This window comes from Acidipropionibacterium timonense (assembly GCF_900605005.1).
GTDB classification, from domain to species: domain Bacteria; phylum Actinomycetota; class Actinomycetes; order Propionibacteriales; family Propionibacteriaceae; genus Cutibacterium; species Cutibacterium timonense.
This window is the reverse complement of record NZ_LR027558.1, coordinates 659,611-676,634: the sequence shown is the minus strand read 5'-3', so window position 1 is coordinate 676,634 and position 17,024 is coordinate 659,611. Positions and strand designations below refer to the sequence as shown.

Here is a 17,024-nt window from a genome sequence, read left to right as displayed (position 1 = left end):
TCACTTGAGGAAGTCGGGAACGTCCAGGTCGTCGTCCGGAGGGGTCTGCGGACGCGGCTGCTGCACCGGCTGGGCCGGACGCTCGACCACCGACGGGTTCTGGGCGGGGCGGGTCGTGCCCGGACGCAGGACCGACGAGGTCGTCGACTCGGTCGTCACCGGACGCGGCTGCGGGGAGGACTGGGGCCGGATCGGCGTGGGACGGGAGGCCGGGCGGGTGCTCACCCCGGGCTGACGCTTGGGCGGCTGGCCGCCATCGAACCCGGCGGCGATGACGGTGATCCGCACCTCGTCACCCAGGGCGTCGTCGATGACCGTGCCGAAGATGATGTTGGCCTCGTCGTGGGCCGCGGCCTCGATGAGGTTGGCCGCGGCGGCGACCTCGAACAGGCCGAGGTCGGAGCCGCCGGCGATCGACAGCAGGACGCCGTGCGCACCGTCGATGGAGACCTCTAGCAGGGGCGAGGAGATGGCCATCTCTGCGGCGGCCCGGGCGCGGTCCTCACCGGAGGCGTGGCCGATGCCCATGAGGGCCGAGCCGGCGTTCGACATGACCGCCTTGACGTCGGCGAAGTCGAGGTTGATCTGGCCGGGCGTGGTGATGAGGTCGGTGATGCCCGAGACGCCCTGCATGAGCACCTGGTCGGCCTGCTTGAAGGCGTCGATGATGGCGATCTGCTGGTCGGTCATCGACAACAGCTTGTCGTTGGGGATGACGATGAGGGTGTCGACCTCCTCGCCCAACCGACCGATGCCCTCCTCGGCCTGGTTCGAACGGCGGCGTCCCTCGAAGGAGAAGGGACGGGTGACGACGCCGATCGTCAGGGCCCCCAGGGAGCGGGCGATCTTGGCGACGACGGGGGCCGCACCGGTGCCGGTGCCACCTCCCTCACCGGCGGTGACGAAGACCATGTCGGCGCCCTTGAGGCACTCCTCGATCTCCTCGGAGTGGTCCTCGGCGGCCTGACGGCCCTTGTCCGGGTCGGCTCCGGCGCCGAGACCACGGGTGAGGTCACGGCCGACGTCGAGCTTGACGTCGGCGTCGCTCATGAGGAGGGCCTGGGCGTCGGTGTTGACCGCGATGAACTCGACTCCCTTGAGTCCGGCCTCGATCATGCGGTTGACGGCGTTGCAGCCACCGCCACCGACCCCGACGACCTTGATGACCGCGAGGTAGTTCTGGGATGGAGTTGCCACTGGAGTTCTGCCTCACTTAGGTCGGGAGCCGGTCAGCAGAAAGGCTATGGGCGGACCGTGGGGGTGTCCAACACCGGCGCGACCTTCGACCCAGACCCTCAACCCCGGGTTGAGACTGCGGGTCGACACCCTCGACCGGGGTGTGGGCACGGGGGCGCAGACCCTCACCGCGAGGTGGGGTGCTCCGGTGAGGAGACGTCGTAGACCTTCGCCGGCACCTTGAGCATGGCCGAGGTGACCTTGGCCTTGAGCGCCGACTCGTCGGCCGATCCCCACACCACCCGACGGTTCTTCGTGAGCACGAGGGTGATGGAGTCGGCCCCGGTCACCTCGACCTGCTCGATCTGTCCGCGCAGACCCGCGTCGAAGGACCCCGCGACGGTGGCCACGTCGCGTAGGAGCCGGGCGTCCGGCCTGGAGATGAGCACCTTGGGCAGGCCACTGCTCTGCGTCGTCGTGCGCAGGAAGGCGATGCCATTGGAGTCGACGCGGACGAACCCGTCACGCGTCGACAGCTGGTACACCGCCGTGCGCTCGGTGACCGTGATCCGCACCGTGTGCGGCCAGTCACGGGACACCTCGACACTGCGCACCGTCGGCAGGGCGGCCACCTTCGACGCGGCCGCCCCGGTGTCGACCCGGGCCAGCGGGGTGTGCAGCCTGATCCCACTGACCGATCCCACCCGGGCCGGGTCGACGAGGGTGGAGCCCGTCACCTCGACCTGGCGGACGTCGAGCAGGGAGGACTGCCGCACGACCCACAGCCCCACGCCGAGCAGGAGGACGAGGACGAGCAGCACCGCCAGGACGATGCGACGACGTCGGTTCGCCCTGCGTCGGCGCAGGTCGATGGCTCCGGTGATGTCGACAGGGGTGGCCATCGGCATCAGTCGCCCGGGAGCAGGGGGAGCAGCAGCGGACCGATGAGGCTGACGTCACCGGCTCCCAGGGTGATGAGGAGGTCGCCGGGACGCACCTCCTGGGCCAGCGCCTCGGGGAGCTGGGACTTGTCGGCGACGTACCGACTCGACCCTCCCCCGGCGACGACGGCGTCGTGGACGAGGCGGCCGGTGACACCGGGGATGGGGTCCTCCCGCGCCGGGTACACGTCGGTGACGACCACCCGGTCGGCCAGGCACAGGGCGGCGCCGAAGTCGGCGGCGAAGTCGCGGGTGCGGCTGTACAGGTGCGGCTGGAAGCACGCGACGACCCGCCCGTCCTCGGCGGCACGCCGGGCGGCACCGAGAGTGGCCCGGATCTCGGTCGGGTGATGGGCGTAGTCGTCGAAGACCGAGATGCCGCCGCGACGTCCGACGAGCTGGAAGCGGCGCAGGGTGCCGCCGAAGCTCGCAGCCCCGGCGAGGATCTCCTCGTGGCCGATCCCCAGCAACGATCCGACGCAGTAGGCCGCCGCCGCATTCGACAGGTTGTAGCGACCGGGAACCTTGAGTCGGAGCCGACCGGTCGTCCGTCCGTGGCTGATGGTGGCGACGGCCGTCGTCCCCTCCAGCTCGATGTCGGTGAGGCGCACCTCCGCCTCCGGGGACTCGCCGTAGGTGACGACCCGGACCGAGCCGGTCTGCTCGAGCCGGCTGGCCAACTCGGCGGCGCCCGGATCGTCGACGCAGGCGACGACGTACCGCACCTGCGGGCGGGTGGCCATCCGCACGAAGCCGTCGAAGTAGTTGCTCGGCGTCCCCCAGTTGTCGAGATGGTCGGCCTCGACGTTGGTGACGACGACGATCTGGCTGGGGTACTGGAGGAAGGACCCGTCGGACTCGTCGGCCTCGACGACGAAGGCGTCACCCTGGCCCAGGTGGGCCGAGACCCCGGTGGAGGCCAGCGGGGAACCGACGACGTAGGAGGGGTCCTTGCCGGCATGGGCGAGGATCCGGGCGACCATCCCGGTGGTCGTCGTCTTGCCGTGGGTGCCGGCCACCGAGATCCCCTCGTGGCCCAGCATGAGGGCGGCCAGCGCGGCGCTGCGGTGCCAGATCCGCAGGCCCAGGCGGCGGGCCTCGACGAGTTCGGGGTTGTCCTCGCGAATGGCCGAGGAGACGACGACCGTGCGGGCGCCGTGCACGTGCTGCGGGTCGTGCCCCACCCAGGTGCGCACGCCGAGTTCGGCCAACGACCGGAGGTTCGTCGAGTCGACCTGGTCGGAACCGCTCACCTCGACCCCGAGCTCGGCGTAGACGCGGGCGACGCCGCTCATCCCGGCACCGCCGATGGCGATGAAGTGCACCGGACCGATGGCCCGGGCGTCCTCGAGCTCGACAGGTTCACGAAGTGTCATCTGCTCCTCCTCGTCGTGGCGACCGACACGATGGCGTCGGCAAGTTCCTGGGCGGCCCCGGAGGGCATGAGTCCGCGTCCGGCCCGGGACATCCCGGCCAGGGCCTGCGGGTCGTGGATCCGTTCGACCTCGAGCAAGAGGCGACGGGCGTCGAGGTCGGCATTGCGCACGAGCACCCCTCCCCCGGCGGCGACCACCGAGGAGGCGTTGCGTGCCTGCTCACCGTTGCCGTGCGGCAACGGGACGTAGACGGTCGGCAACCCGACGGCGGCGGTCTCGACGACCGTGCCCGCGCCGGACCGGGCGACCATGAGATCGGCGGCGGCATAGGCCTGCGACATGTCATCGACGTAGCCGACCGGAAGCCAGGCCGCACCGGTGGTCGGATCGGTGACCTTCCGGGAGTCGCCGACGTTGCGCGGCCCCAGGACGTGGAGCACCTGGACGCCGTCGGCCAGGAGCTGCTCCCGGGCCCCGATGACGGCGGAGTTGATGGCCACCGCCCCCTGGGAGCCCCCCGAGACGAGGAGGGTCGGGCGGTCGGCGTCCAGACCGAAGTCCTTGCGTGCGGCGAGGCGGCGAGCGGTGCGTGCCTCGTCGTCGAGCTCGGCCAGTTCGCGCACCGCGGTGCGCAACGGCATCCCGATGAACTCGGCGTGCGGCAGTGGGGTGTCGGGGAAGGCCGTGAAGACCTGGCGGGCGAAACGGGCGGCCACCTTGTTGGCCAGTCCGGGCACGGCGTTCTGCTCGTGGATGACGACCGGGACCCCGGCACCCCGGGCTGCGAGGTAGGCGGGCATCGAGACGTAGCCGCCGAAGCCCACGAGCACATCGGCCCGGCGGGTCCGCAGCACCGCACGAGCGCGCCGGACGGCGTCGGCCAGATGCAGCGGGACCTTCGCCAGGTCGACCGAGACCTTCCGTGGCAGCGGCACCGGAGGGATCATGTCGAGCTCGAGCCCGGCCTCGGGGATGACCCGGCCCTCCAGCCCCTTGGGGGTGCCGATGCACGAGACGGCGTCGACCCCGGCGTGGTCGAGCAGGGCCTGCGCGGTCGCGATGAGCGGTGAGGTGTGGCCGGCGGTGCCACCACCGGCCAGTACGACGTTGACCATCTTCAGCGTCCTCCGGGAAGTCGATTCGTCCATGGGGCGACCGGCCGGTCAGCCACGTCGACCCCCGTCCACCACGGTAGTGACCCTAGGCGGCGCCTTGCGGCGCGACACCTCGAGGCGACGTCGGGCCGCCGGTTCGTTGCGGGCGCAGGCCAACAGGACGCCGATGGCGGCGAGGTTGGAGACGAGTGCCGATCCGCCGATCGAGATGAGGGGCAGCGGTACCCCGACGACCGGCAGCAGGTTGAGCGAGACCGACATGTTCATGAGCGCCTGCATCGCGGTCCACGCCGTGACCGTCGCCGCCGCCACCCGGAGGAACTGCACGTCCGAGCGCATGGCGATGCGGATGCCCGCCCAGCACAGCAGGGCGAAGAGGAGGATGACGACGAGGGTGCCGACCAGACCCATCTCCTCGCCGAGGACGGCGAAGACGAAGTCGTTCTGCGCGCCGTCGTACAGCCCGCCCCACTTCTGTCTCGAGGCACCGATGCCGACCCCCCACCAGCCGCCGGTGGCCAGGGCGTAGATGGCGGCCAGGGGCTGGTCCGAGGTCGACGAGCCCGAGTTGGGGTCGAGGAAGCTCATGACCCGGGCGAGTCGGTAGGGGGTCGTGAGGATGAGTCCGACGGCGGCGACGACGGCCAGCGTGACCACCCCGAAGACGTAACGTCGGGGCACCCCGAAGGCCCACATCTGGGCCAACATGATGGTGCCGAGCACGAGGGTCGTCCCCAAGTCTCCCTGGGCGACGATGAGCAGGAGGAACACCCCGTAGAGGCCGAGGTATCCGGCGATCTCCTTGATGTCACCGATGGTGCGGCGTCTCCTGGCCAGGAAGGCCGAGCCGACGAGGACGAGGGCGAACTTGGCGAACTCCGAGGGCTGCAGGCCGATCGGCCCGAGGACGAGCCAGGACCGGTTGCCCTTGCCGGCGTCGGCCCCCAGGGGGGTGAAGACGAGGACGAGCATGAGGATGACGAACCCGGCGACGAGCCCACCGAGCTTGCGCAGCCGATCGGGACCCAGCCGCGAGGCGATGGTGGCGGCGACCGCACCCATGAGGAGGAAGAGCAGCTGTCGGGTGGCGAAGTAGTAGGGGGTCTTGCCCAAGGATTGGGCGTAGACCGACGAGGAGGACAGGCTCATGAGCACCCCGACCCCGGCCAGCAGGACGGTCGTCGCCAGGACGACGTAGTAGTCGAGCAGGGGCTGGGCCAGCAGGGAGGGTGCCTTGCCGTCGGCCCGGGAACCACCGCTGTCGAGACGCAGGAACCGGCCGAGGCGTGCGATGGCGTCGTCGTACCGCTGCGACATGCTCACTCCTCGACGGGGCCAACCGGGTCCCCGGAGGCCGGACCCGGCTCCTGCCGGGCGGCCGCGGCGAAGTCGTCCCCGCGCACGTCGTACCCGGTCCAGATGTCCCGACTGGCGCAGCCGGGAGCCATGAGGACGGTGTCGCCGGGGCGGGCCATCCGGGCGGCCTCGCGGACCGCTCGAGCCATGACCGAACGGTCGGACCCGTCGAGGACGACGACGGGCACCCCCGGTGCGTGCCGGGCCAGGGCCCTCGCGACGACGTCGCGGTCGATGCCCAGGACGACGGCACCGCGCAGCTTGTCGGCGTGGGTGGTGACGAGCTCGTCGAAGGAGGTGCCCTTGGCCTGGCCGCCGGCGATCCACACGATGTGGTCGAAGGCCCGCATGGAGGAGTTCGCCGCGTGCGGGTTCGTCGCCTTCGAGTCGTCGACCCAGGTGACCCCACCGGCACTGTGGACGGTTTCGATCCGGTGCCCGCCCAGGTGGAGGTCCCGCAGTCCCTGGGCCACGGCCGCCGCGGGAACACCGAAGGAGCGGGTGAGCGCTGCGGCGGCCAGGGCGTTCTCGATGTTGTGCGGGGCCAACGGGTGGACGTCGGACAGGGAGGCCAGGGGCAGCGCCGAGCTGGCCCGCTGCTCGACGAAGGCCCGGTCGACGAGCTGGTCGTCGACGACGCCGAGCATGGACATCCCGGGGATGCCGGTGGTGAACCCGATCGCCCGGGCCCCCTCGACGACGTCCGCCTCCTCGACCATGTGCTCGGTCCGTGGATCGGCGACGTTGTAGACACAGGAGTGGGTGACACGTTCGTAGATCCGCGCCTTGTCGGCCGCGTAGGCGGCGAACGGGTCGGCCTCGTGGGCGTACCACTCGAGGTGGTCCTCGTGGACGTTCAGGACGGCGGCCGAGTGCAGGGACAGGGACCGCGACCAGTGCAACTGGAAGCTCGACAGCTCCACCGCCAGGACGTCGTGGTCGACCTCGTCGGCCAGGGCCTCGAGGATGGGCCGGCCGATGTTGCCCACCGCGGCCGCCTTGAACCCGGCGGCCAGGAGGATCGACTCGGTCATCTGGGTCGTCGTCGTCTTGCCGTTCGTCCCGGTGATCGCCAACCACGGGACGACGCGATCGGGGTGCATGAGACGCCAGGCCAACTCGGGCTCGCCCCACACCGGGATCCCGGTCGCCAGGGCCTGCGCGACGAGCGACTGCACCGGACGCCACCCGGGCGAGACGACGACGAGGTCGGTGCCGGCGGGCAGTTCGGAGGCGGACCCCGGGCCGAGCCGCACCGTGGCCCCGAGCACCTCGAGGAGCCCGGCCTTGTCGTGATGCCGTTCGTCGTCGGAGTCGTCGAGGACGACGACGTGCGCGCCGAGCTCGAGGAGGGCATCGGCCGCGGCGTACCCACTGGTACCCAGGCCGGCGACGACCGCCTGCACCCTCGACCAGTCGAAGAGCCGGTCGGCGTCCCGAAGATCCACGCCCGTCACTGTCCAGCCACCCATTCCGTGTAGAAGACGCCCAGTCCGGCGGCGACGAACAGACCGCAGATGATCCAGAAGCGGATGACGACGGTCACCTCGTCCCAGCCCTTGAGCTCGAAGTGATGGTGCAGCGGCGCCATCTTGAACACCCGCTTGCCACCGGTCGCCTTGAAGACGCTCACCTGGATCATCACCGAGAGGGTCTCGATGACGAAGAGCCCGCCGATGACGATGAGCAGCAGCTCGGTACGGGACACCACGGCCAGTCCGGCCACCGCCCCACCGAGGGCGAGCGAACCGGTGTCGCCGAGGAAGATCTTCGCCGGCTTGGCGTTCCACCATAGGAATCCGAAACAGGCTCCGGCCAGGGCCAGGGCGACGACGGCGATGTCGTGCGGGTCGCGGACCGCGTAGCAGGTGGACCTGGCGATCGACGCCTTCGTGCACCACTGGTTGAACTGCCAGATGCTCAGCAGGGTGTAGGCGCCGAAGACCATCGTCGAGGCACCGGAGGCCAGACCGTCCAGACCGTCGGTGAGGTTGACGGCGTTCGAGGTGCCGGCGATGAGGAGGATGATCCACACGACGGCGACGACGAGTGGCAGGTGGGCCCAGGGCAGGTCGCGCAGGAAGGAGATGGCCCGTGAGCCCGGGGTGGCCCCGTGGGCGTCGGGGAAGTAGAGGACGCCGACGGCGAAGGTGATGGCCACGATGGCCTGGCCGATGAGCTTGCCCCGAGGCTTGAGCCCCAGGGACCGTTGCTTGGAGATCTTCGTCCAGTCGTCGAGGAAACCGATGAACCCCAGTCCGGCGAAGAGCCACAGGACGAGGACGGCCGACATACTCGGCGGGCTCCACAGCACCAGGTGGGCCAGGAAGTAGGCCAGCAGCACCGAGATGATGATGACGGCACCACCCATGGTCGGGGTGCCCTTCTTCGTCTTGTGGGTGGTGGGGCCGTCGTCCCGGATGAACTGTCCGTACCCGCGCGAGGCGAGGAACATGATGAACCACCGGGTGCCGACGAGCGTGCCGAGCATGGCGACGCCGCCGGCCAGCAGGATGGTCTTCACTTGCGGGCCTCCTCATGCTCCCCGACGGCCGGCCGGCCGTCGAAGTCCAACCCAGCGGCCGACGGACCGCCGAGGTCCAACACCTGCTCCGCGACACGCTCCAGGGCCAGGGCCCGGGACGCCTTGACGAGCAGGACGTCGTGCGAGGTCCAACCTATCGACCTCGCCGCCTCCTCGACGGTGACGACCCTCGATTCGGCGCCACCGGCGCGAGCACCGGCGGCCAGGTCACCGGCGTGTTCCCCGACGGCCAGGACGAGGTCGAACCCGCTGCGGGCGGCCAGTGCGCCGACCTCACGGTGCAGCGCCGGGGCGTCCGGGCCGAGCTCGAGCATGTCGCCGAGCACCGCCACCCCACGAGTGTGCGGGTCGGCGGCGCGTCGGCGTCCGAGGATGTTTCCCAGGGCGGCGAGGGAGGCGGCCATCGAGTCCGGGTTCGCGTTGTAGCAGTCGGAGACGACGACGAGCCCGTCGGCCCGCTCGTGCAGCTCCATCCGCATCGGGGAGCGGGTCGTCGCCGAGCTCAGCGATGCGGCGACCGCGGCCGGGTCGGGTCGATGTCCCGTCGCGGACGTGAGGGCAGCCAGGGCCGCGGCGGCTGCGGCGACGGCGTTGGCGACCTGGTGGGCGCCGAGGGTCCGCAGGCTCACCGGGTGCTCGCAGGTCGTGCCGTCCACCCGGGCGTGCAGCGTGAACGAGTGCCGGTCGAGGTCGTCGGCGACGACATCGCCGGCCCACACCTCGATGTCGGCCTCGGGGTGGCGGTGGTCGGCATCCGGGCTGAACCATGCCAGATGGGCCCGAGTGCGCGGGGCCATCCCGGCGACCCGCTCGTCGGCGGCGTTGAGGACGGCCCAACCGTCGGGGCCGAGGGCCTCGACGATCTCCCCCTTGGCCTCGGCGATGGCCTCCCGCGACCCGAACTCGCCCAGATGGGCGGTGCCGATGTTGAGCACCATGGCGACGTCGGGCGGGACGATCGACGTGAGCCAGGCGATGTGACCCTTGCCGCGCGCCCCCATCTCGGAGACGAGGAAGTCGGTGTGCTCGTCGACGCCGCAGGCCGTGAGCGGCACGCCGATCTCGTTGTTGAAGGAGCCGACGGGCGAGACCGTCGGGCCGTGGTCCTCGAGGACCTGGGCGAGGAGGTCCTTGGTACTCGTCTTGCCCGACGACCCGGTGAGGGCCACGGTGACCATGCCGCGGTCACGCTCCCGGGCCACGACGACGCGGGCCAGGGCGGGCAGCCCCTCGCGGGTGTCGTCGACGAGGAGGTGCGGCAGGTCGGCGTCGGTGGGCCGGGTGGCCATGACGGCCCTCGACCCGGCGACCCGGGCGGCCTCGGTGAAGTCGTGACCGTCGACCCGCTCCCCGGGCAGGGCGATGAAGAGGCTGCCGGACGTGGCCCTGCGGGTGTCGATGACGACGTCCGGACCGACCTCCGCGGTCCCGTCGCCCTCGAGGCGGGCGCCGATCCGCTCGGCGATCCTCGCGACGGTGGTTGTCCTCATGACCTCTCTCCTGACTCCGGGGCGTCCCCCGACCCTGCCACGTCCCTGGCCGCATCGGGGTGCCGTTCGGCCCATTCCCGGGCCACGACGACCCGGTCGTCGAAGGGCAGCACCTGCCCGCCGACCTGCTGGCCCGTCTCGTGCCCCTTGCCGAGGATGCAGACGACGTCCCCCGGTTCGGCCAGCTCGAGGGCCCGGCCGATGGCCGCCCGGCGTTCCCCGGCGTCCTCGACGACCACCCCGGGCACCTCGCGGGCACCGGCCAGGACGGCGGCCCGGACCGACGCCGGCTCCTCGGTGCGCGGGTTGTCGTCGGTGACGAGGACGACGTCGGAGCCCTGCGCCGCGGCCAGCCCCATGGGGCCGCGCTTGGCGGCGTCCCGGTCGCCGCCGGCCCCGACGACGGTGAGGATGCGCCCGGAGGTGGCCGTGCGGGCGGCAGCCAGGGCCGAGGAGATGGCCTGCGGGGTGTGGGCGAAGTCGACGAGGACGCCGGGGGCACCCTCCCCGAGCCGCACCTGCTCCATCCGGCCGGGCACCTGGGCGTGTTCCAGGCCGTCGACGACCGCGTCGAACCCCAGCCCGGCGGACTCGAGCATGGCCAGGGCCATGACGGCGTTGCGTACGTTGTAGAGGCCGGGAAGGCTGATGGTGAACTCGCGGCGGCCCGACGGCGTCGACACCGTGACACGCGCCCCGAGGGCGCCGTCCGGCGACCAGGACTCGATGCGGTAGTCGGAACCGGCCTCGAGGGAGGTCGTGACGACCCGCACCCGACCGTCACGGTGCATCCGCTGGACGAGCTCGACGCCGCGCGGGTCGTCGACGTTGACGACGGCCGCCCGGGCCAGCTCGGGGGTGAAGAGTCGTGCCTTGGCCTCGAAGTAGGCCTCAAGGGTGTGGTGGAAGTCGAGGTGGTCACGGCCGAGGTTGGTGAAGGCGACGACATCGAAGACCGTCCCGTCGACCCGGTGCAGGGCCAGGGCGTGGGAGGAGACCTCCATGACGACGTCGGTGGCCCCGCGCTCGGCCATGACCCCGAAGAGACCCTGGAGGTCGGGCGCCTCGGGGGTGGTCACGGTCGTCCGCGCACTGGCCAGGGACCGACCGTCGAGCCGGAAGCCGATGGTGCCGATGGTGCCCGGACGGCGACGCGCGGCCAGCAGCCCGGCCTCGACGAGGAAGGCCGTCGTCGTCTTGCCGTTCGTGCCGGTGATGCCGAACATCGTCATCGAGCGGGCCGGGTGACCGAAGATCTCGGCGGCCGCTGCCGCCATGGCGACCCGGGCGTCGGGGACGACGACGACCGGTACCCCGTCGGCCTCGAGGAGGGCGCGTCCCTGGGCATCGGTGAGGACGGCGGCGGCTCCGGCGGCCAGGGCGGCCGGGGCGAACCGCGCCCCGTGGACGCGGGTCCCCGGCAGTGCCGCGTAGAGGTCGCCGGGACGCACCTGACGGGAGTCGAGGGTGATGCCGGTGACGGCCTCAGGGGCGGGGCCACTGGTGGCGGGGTGGTCGAGGACGGCGAGCAGCTGCGACCAGGGCAGACTCACCGCATGTCCGGGACGGACCAGGGTGTCGGCGTCCTGCCGAGGGAAATCATGAGCGGTCACGGCGTGTACTCCAGGGGTTCCTTGCGCGCGGGGGTGGTCGACGGTTCGACACCGTACCGCGGCAGGGCGACCGACATGATCTGACGCACCACGGGCAGGGCCACCTCGGACCCCTGATGGCCTCCCTTGGTCGGGTTGTTGAGGACGACGTAGGTGAGGATCTGCGGGTTCTCGACGGGTCCGACGTTGATGTACGAGGCGGTGTACCCGCGGTAGCAGTGGCAGGTGGGGTCGACCCGCTGGGCGGTTCCCGTCTTCCCGGCGGTGCGATAGCCGGGCACGGCACGGTCGGCGGTGAGCGTGACGACGGACTCCATCATGTCGAGCACCGCGGCCGAGGCCTTGGCAGAGATGACCCTGCGGGTCGTCGACCTCGGCACGGCCACGGCGTGACCGTTGCCGTCGACCGCCGACTTGAGGATCGTCGGCGAGTGGTAGACGCCGCCGTTGACGATGGCGGCGACCGCCGCCGCCTCCTGGATGGCCGTCACCGACAGGCCCTGACCGAAGGAGATCTGGTCGCGGGTGTAGTCGGCCATGGAGGCGTCGGGCAGGTACCCGCTCGCCTCCCCCGGCAGTCCGATCCCGGTGCGGGCCCCGAGCCCGAACTTCTTGAGGTAGGAGACGAGGTCGGCCTTGTCAAGGTTGCGCACGAGCAAGGAGGTGCCGATGTTCGAGGAGTTCGCGATGACCCCGCGGGCGGTGAGGTACAGGGTCCCGTGGTCGAAGGCGTCGGTGATCCTGCCTCCCCCACTGGCCAGGGAGGCCGGCACGACGACGTGGGTGTCGGGCGTCACCAGTCCCTTGTCGGCCAGCGCCGCCATGGTGAGGACCTTCTCGACCGAGCCGGGCTCGTAGGCGTCGGAGACGGCCCGGTTGCGCAACTGGTTGGCGGTGGCCTTGGCCAGATCGTTCGAGTCGAAGGTCGGGGTGGAGGCCATGGCCAGGACCTCTCCGGTCTTGACGTTCATGACGATGGCCTCGCCGGACTCCGCCTTCGACGAGTTCACCGCGGAGCTGAGGGCGTTCTGCACCATGAGCTGCAGCTGGGAGTCGAGGGTGAGGGTGTAGCTCGTCCCGTTGACAGCCGGCACCAGGGTGTTCTGGCCCAGCGGGATGCGGCCGTAGGTGGATGCCTCGTAGGACTCCTTGCCCTTGGTCCCGGTGAGCTGCTTGTCGAGGGTGTACTCGAGCCCGCCGGCTCCCTGACCGTCGGCATTGACGAAGCCCACGACGTTCGAGGCGACCGTTCCGGCCGGATAGTTGCGCACCGGGTCGTTCGTCGAGAAGACGCCGTAGAGCTTCTCCGCCTTCATCGCGGCGCTGATCTGGTCGAAGGTGTAGCTCGGCACATGACGCTTGACGACGCTGTAGCGGGTGTACTGGCCGTCCGAACCCTTCTTCGTCACGGCGTCGCGGTAGTCCTCGGGTTGGCCACCGAGATACTTCGCGAGGATCTTGGCGACGGCCTTCGGCGCGGCCGCGGCCACCTGCTGCTGGTGCTGGGTCATCGTCACCCGCTCGTCGACGCCGTTGCGGCTGATCATCCGGGGGTCGACGAATACGAGGACCGCCGACTCGGACTGGGCCAGCACCGTGCCGTTGCGGTCGGTGAGCTGGCCGCGGGTCGGCAGCAGGTCATAGGTGTAGCGCATCCGGCTGGCCGCCGACCTGGCGTAGGTCGGGGCCTCGATGGCCTGGAGCTGGAGGGCTCGCCCGGCCAGGACGGCCATGGCGATGAGCATGAGGCACAGCAGGACGGCGAGGCGACCACGCTGGTCGGCGGCCCGGCCGTCGTGGAAGAAGGAGTGCAACGCACCGGGTTCGGTGCGGCCGGTGGAGCCTGCCCGGCCCGCCCCGGGACGCCCCTGGCCGGACNGGCCGGGCAGGCTCCACCGGCCGCACCGAACCCGGTGCGTTGCACTCCTTCTTCCACGACGGCCGGGCCGCCGACCAGCGTGGTCGCCTCGCCGTCCTGCTGTGCCTCATGCTCATCGCCATGGCCGTCCTGGCCGGACCGACCCCTGCCCCGCCGGTCCTCACCCGAGTGGGAGGCACGGGACCCACCCGGGCCGCCCAGTCGCGAGCTGCCCGGGTTCCGTCTGGGACCTCCGGCGGTCCCCGGACGAGGGTTCACCGGCCCGTGGTCCGGCCGTTGGTCGTCGTGCCGGCCTGCAGGTTCGGCGTCGTCCCGGAGCCGGTGAGCCCGGGAACCTCCTTGCCGGTGACGGCCTTGGCGGTGCCGACGACCTTGCCGGTCCGCAGGTCGACGAAGCCGGGATACGGGTTGGGCACCATGCCGAGGTCCTTGGCCGCCTGCTGAAGGTGGGTCGGGGAGCGCAGGACGTCGACCTGGGCCGACAGCGCGGCCTCCTGGTGCGAGAGGGTGGCGATCCGGGCACGCTCGTGGGACAGCTGCACCGACTGGGCCTGGATCTGGGTGTTGAGCAGGAGGGCACCGACGAGGCCCAGGGCGAGCAGCGCGATCATCGAGGCGATGAACGGCAGCCGTCCCATGCGGAAGGCCTGACGGGGCAGCGCACGAAGGATGCGCGTCGGGCGGGCGGACTGCCACAGGGGTGCGCTGGCGATCTCGGCACTCATGCTGGCTCCTTGACTCTCTCGATGACGCGCAGACGCGCGGATGCGGAACGGGGGTTGGTGGACAGTTCGTCGGGGCCGGGACGCTCGGCGCCGTGGGTGACGGCGACGAAACGCGCGGACATGGACTCGGGGACGACGGGCAGGCCGGGAGGGGCGCTGTCGGAGCAGGCCGCGCGGAAGGCCTCCTTGACCGGGCGGTCCTCGAGGGAGTGGTAGGCCAGGACGGCCATCCTCCCGCCGACGGCGAGCCGGTCGAGGGCCTCGGGGAGCACCCGCGGCAGGGTGTCCATCTCGTGGTTGACGGCGATCCGCAGCCCCTGGAAGGTCCGCTTGGCCGGATGGCCGCCACGATGCCGGGCGGCGGCCGGCACGGCCGAGGAGATGACCTCGACGAGCTCGCCCGAGGTGCGCAGGGGGGCAGTCTGCCGGCGTCGGACGATGGCCCGGACGATCCGGTCGGCGAACCTCTCCTCGCCCCACTGGCGCAGGATGCGGACCAGCTCGGCGGGCTCGGCCCCGTTGACGAGGTCGGCCGCGGTCGGACCCTCGGTCTGGTCCATCCGCATGTCGAGGGGGGCGTCGACGGAGTACGCGAAGCCCCGCTCGGCGTGGTCGATCTGGAGGGAGGACAGGCCGAGGTCGAGGAGGATCGAGTCGACCCGGTCGATGCCCAGGTCGTCGAGCACCCGGGGCAGGTCGTCGTGGACGGCATGGACGAGGTCGATCCGGTCGGCGAACCGACTCAGGCGTGCCTTCGCCAGGGCGAGGGCCTCGGGGTCCCGGTCGATGCCGACGAGGTGGACCCGGGGGCAGGCATCGAGGACGGCCTCGGCGTGACCGCCCATGCCCAGGGTTCCGTCGACGTGGACGCGGTGGGGCTCATGAGGGTCGTCGGGACGACGGTGGAGGGAAGTGGAGAGGAGCTCGACGATCCGGTCGCGCATGACGGGGACATGGAGGGCGTCGCCGGCTGCAGGGTTGGCGATGACGCCCTCGTGCTGCTCCATGCCGACCCCCTCCCGGTGAGTGCTGCCCCCGATCCGTGGACACCGATCGGGTTCCCGATCCGTCCGGTGGGTCGTGGACCGGGGTTCCGGTCCGGCGATCGCAGCCCTGGCACAGGGGAAGTTGTGCCAGGACGACGTCGTCAGCCCGGAGCCGCGGCCCGCGACCCGAACTCAGTCCTGTGCGAAGACCTCTTCATTCATCTGCGCGAAGACCGACTCCTGCTCGGCGGAGTACCTCTCCCACTCGGCGGCGTCCCAGAGCTCGACCCGGGTGATCGCGCCGACGACGACGATGTCCTTGTCCAGCCCGGCGTAGCGCCGGAGCATGGGCGGGATCATGACGCGTCCCTGCTTGTCGGGAACGCTGTCACTGGCACCGGCCGCCAGCATGCGCTGGTAGTCGCGGACCTTCTTGACGCTCACCGAACCCTTGGCGATCTCTCGGGTCATCTCCACGAAGGTGGCCGTCGGGTAGATCGCGAGGCACCTGTCCTGGCCCCTCGTCATGACCAACCCACCGTCCAGCTCCTCACGGAACTTCGCCGGGAGGAAGAATCGGCCCTTCTCGTCGAGCTTGGGGGTGTGAGTACCCAGGAACACCGGGCACCTCCTCGCTCCACGATCGCACCGATCTGCTCCACTTGGCTCCACCATACTCCACTGCGCTCCACCTGACCCCACCTTCGACACGAGGTCGAGGGATGTGTCGGCAGACCCGTCGACCCGCTGCGCGATGAGGGGGCCGTCGGGTCCGGGAGCGCCGCCGGCGCGGTGACCGCGAGCCCACGGCCCGAAGGCTGGGTAGGATCTGCGCGATGGACCCCACCGGTAGGAGGAGAACGACCGTGGCCGACTCAGTGCAGGATCTCGTCGCGGTGACCGACCGCATCCGTTCGGCGGTGTGCGGGGTCATCGAGGGCAAGCCGGATCGCATCGACACCGCCCTCGTCGTCCTGCTGGCCGAGGGTCACCTGCTGCTCGAGGACGTCCCCGGGGTCGGCAAGACGATGCTCGCGCGGGCGCTGGGGCGCTCCATCGACTGCTCGGTGCACCGCATGCAGTTCACCCCCGACCTGCTGCCCTCCGACATCACCGGGGTCTCGGTGTTCAATCAGCAGACCCGCGAGTTCGAGTTCAAGCCCGGCGGCATCTTCGCCAACATCGTCGTCGTCGACGAGATCAACCGTGCCTCGCCCAAGACCCAGTCGGCGCTGCTCGAGGCCATGGCCGAGCACCAGGTGTCGGCGGACGGCGTCACCCACGTCCTCGAGGCACCGTTCATGGTCGTGGCGACCCAGAACCCCATCGAGATGGAGGGCACCTATCCCCTTCCCGAGGCCCAGCGCGACCGGTTCATGGCACGCATCACCATGGGTTACCCGGCCCGTTCGGCCGAGCTCGACATGCTCGACCACCACGGTGCCCACAACCCCCTCGACGACCTGGCCCCGGTGACGACGGCCCAGGAGGTGCGTCGGCTCGTCGAGGTCGTGCGGGAGGTCTACGTCGCCCCGGTCGTGCGCGACTACCTGCTCGACATCGTCAGCGCCACCCGTGACCACGAGGACGTGCGCCTCGGAGCCTCCCCCCGCGCCGCCCTCCACCTCGTGCGCACTGCCCGCGCCCGGGCCGCCATGAGCGGACGCGACTACGTCATCCCCGATGACATCCAGGCGCTCGCCGTGCCGGTCCTGGCCCACCGCCTGCTGCCCTCGACCCGCGCCCAGCTCGACGGCCGTGGGGCCGACGAGATCGTCTCCTCGATCGTCGCCGCGACCCCCGTGCCGCAGCAGGACTGACG

Annotated in this window: 14 protein-coding genes; 1 reads left to right on the top strand and 13 read right to left on the bottom strand. The window is 71.0% G+C overall.

Annotation, left to right across the window (positions count from 1 at the left end):
• From ftsZ to mraZ, 13 genes are all read right to left on the bottom strand, one after another.
• Positions 1–1,197 (bottom strand): cell division protein FtsZ, encoded by a 1,197-nt coding sequence (gene ftsZ, locus E0E30_RS03250; protein ID WP_130865075.1) that lies wholly within the window; start codon positions 1,195–1,197, stop codon positions 1–3.
• Between the two features lie 164 nt (positions 1,198–1,361).
• Complete coding sequence (locus tag E0E30_RS03245) at positions 1,362–2,078, bottom strand: cell division protein FtsQ/DivIB (protein WP_167853868.1); 717 nt, start codon at positions 2,076–2,078, stop codon at positions 1,362–1,364.
• A gap of 5 nt (positions 2,079–2,083) precedes the next feature.
• Positions 2,084–3,493 carry a UDP-N-acetylmuramate--L-alanine ligase gene (murC, locus tag E0E30_RS03240; RefSeq protein ID WP_130865073.1) on the bottom strand — a complete coding sequence of 470 codons (1,410 nt, stop codon included), beginning with the start codon at positions 3,491–3,493 and terminating at the stop codon, positions 2,084–2,086.
• A complete protein-coding gene (gene murG, locus E0E30_RS03235) occupies positions 3,490–4,608 on the bottom strand; it encodes an undecaprenyldiphospho-muramoylpentapeptide beta-N-acetylglucosaminyltransferase (RefSeq protein ID WP_130865072.1) in 1,119 nt (372 codons plus the stop codon). Before murG ends, murC begins: the two co-directional genes overlap by 4 nt.
• Before the next feature lie 48 nt (positions 4,609–4,656).
• Complete coding sequence (ftsW, locus tag E0E30_RS03230; RefSeq protein WP_130865071.1) at positions 4,657–5,925, bottom strand: putative lipid II flippase FtsW; 1,269 nt, start codon at positions 5,923–5,925, stop codon at positions 4,657–4,659.
• A gap of 2 nt (positions 5,926–5,927) precedes the next feature.
• Positions 5,928–7,436, bottom strand: coding sequence for a UDP-N-acetylmuramoyl-L-alanine--D-glutamate ligase (gene murD, locus E0E30_RS03225; RefSeq protein WP_130865070.1), 1,509 nt, complete (start codon positions 7,434–7,436; stop codon positions 5,928–5,930).
• Positions 7,418–8,488 (bottom strand): phospho-N-acetylmuramoyl-pentapeptide-transferase, encoded by a 1,071-nt coding sequence (gene mraY, locus E0E30_RS03220; RefSeq protein WP_130865069.1) that lies wholly within the window; start codon positions 8,486–8,488, stop codon positions 7,418–7,420. Before mraY ends, murD begins: the two co-directional genes overlap by 19 nt.
• The gene (locus E0E30_RS03215; protein WP_130865068.1) at positions 8,485–9,999 is read right to left on the bottom strand and encodes a UDP-N-acetylmuramoyl-tripeptide--D-alanyl-D-alanine ligase; all 1,515 of its coding nucleotides are present in this window, start codon (positions 9,997–9,999) and stop codon (positions 8,485–8,487) included. Before E0E30_RS03215 ends, mraY begins: the two co-directional genes overlap by 4 nt.
• A complete protein-coding gene (locus E0E30_RS03210; RefSeq protein WP_459348730.1) occupies positions 9,996–11,612 on the bottom strand; it encodes a UDP-N-acetylmuramoyl-L-alanyl-D-glutamate--2,6-diaminopimelate ligase in 1,617 nt (538 codons plus the stop codon). The genes E0E30_RS03215 and E0E30_RS03210 overlap by 4 nt, the downstream gene beginning before the upstream one ends.
• Positions 11,609–13,357: a peptidoglycan D,D-transpeptidase FtsI family protein gene (locus E0E30_RS03205; protein WP_130866709.1), complete on the bottom strand. Its 1,749-nt coding sequence runs from the start codon at positions 13,355–13,357 to the stop codon at positions 11,609–11,611. The genes E0E30_RS03210 and E0E30_RS03205 overlap by 4 nt, the downstream gene beginning before the upstream one ends.
• Before the next feature lie 388 nt (positions 13,358–13,745).
• Entirely contained in the window at positions 13,746–14,129 is a 384-nt protein-coding gene (locus E0E30_RS03200) for a cell division protein FtsL (protein ID WP_342588121.1), read from the bottom strand.
• An 83-nt stretch (positions 14,130–14,212) separates the two neighbouring features.
• Positions 14,213–15,223: a 16S rRNA (cytosine(1402)-N(4))-methyltransferase RsmH gene (rsmH, locus tag E0E30_RS03195; protein WP_130865067.1), complete on the bottom strand. Its 1,011-nt coding sequence runs from the start codon at positions 15,221–15,223 to the stop codon at positions 14,213–14,215.
• A gap of 171 nt (positions 15,224–15,394) precedes the next feature.
• Positions 15,395–15,823: a division/cell wall cluster transcriptional repressor MraZ gene (mraZ, locus tag E0E30_RS03190; RefSeq protein WP_130865066.1), complete on the bottom strand. Its 429-nt coding sequence runs from the start codon at positions 15,821–15,823 to the stop codon at positions 15,395–15,397.
• Between the two features lie 215 nt (positions 15,824–16,038).
• Between mraZ and E0E30_RS03185 the strand changes: the two genes are divergently transcribed.
• Positions 16,039–17,022, top strand: a complete 984-nt coding sequence (locus E0E30_RS03185; RefSeq protein WP_130865065.1) for an AAA family ATPase — start codon at positions 16,039–16,041, stop codon at positions 17,020–17,022.
• The last annotated feature ends 2 nt before the right edge of the window (positions 17,023–17,024 follow it).

Bases quoted from the DNA above. Each gene is read 5' to 3' on its own strand.
- E0E30_RS03245 (WP_167853868.1), bottom strand. From the start codon at position 2,078: ATGGCCACCCCTGTCGACATCACCGGAGCCATCGACCTGCGCCGACGC.
- murC (WP_130865073.1), bottom strand. From the start codon at position 3,493: ATGACACTTCGTGAACCTGTCGAGCTCGAGGACGCCCGGGCCATCGGT.
- murG (WP_130865072.1), bottom strand. From the start codon at position 4,608: ATGGTCAACGTCGTACTGGCCGGTGGTGGCACCGCCGGCCACACCTCA.
- ftsW (WP_130865071.1), bottom strand. From the start codon at position 5,925: ATGTCGCAGCGGTACGACGACGCCATCGCACGCCTCGGCCGGTTCCTG.
- murD (WP_130865070.1), bottom strand. From the start codon at position 7,436: ATGGGTGGCTGGACAGTGACGGGCGTGGATCTTCGGGACGCCGACCGG.
- E0E30_RS03215 (WP_130865068.1), bottom strand. From the start codon at position 9,999: ATGAGGACAACCACCGTCGCGAGGATCGCCGAGCGGATCGGCGCCCGC.
- E0E30_RS03205 (WP_130866709.1), bottom strand. From the start codon at position 13,357: ATGCTCATCGCCATGGCCGTCCTGGCCGGGCGAGCCCTCCAGCTCCAG.
- E0E30_RS03200 (WP_342588121.1), bottom strand. From the start codon at position 14,129: ATGGGACGGCTGCCGTTCATCGCCTCGATGATCGCGCTGCTCGCCCTG.
- rsmH (WP_130865067.1), bottom strand. From the start codon at position 15,223: ATGGAGCAGCACGAGGGCGTCATCGCCAACCCTGCAGCCGGCGACGCC.
- E0E30_RS03185 (WP_130865065.1), top strand. From the start codon at position 16,039: ATGGACCCCACCGGTAGGAGGAGAACGACCGTGGCCGACTCAGTGCAG.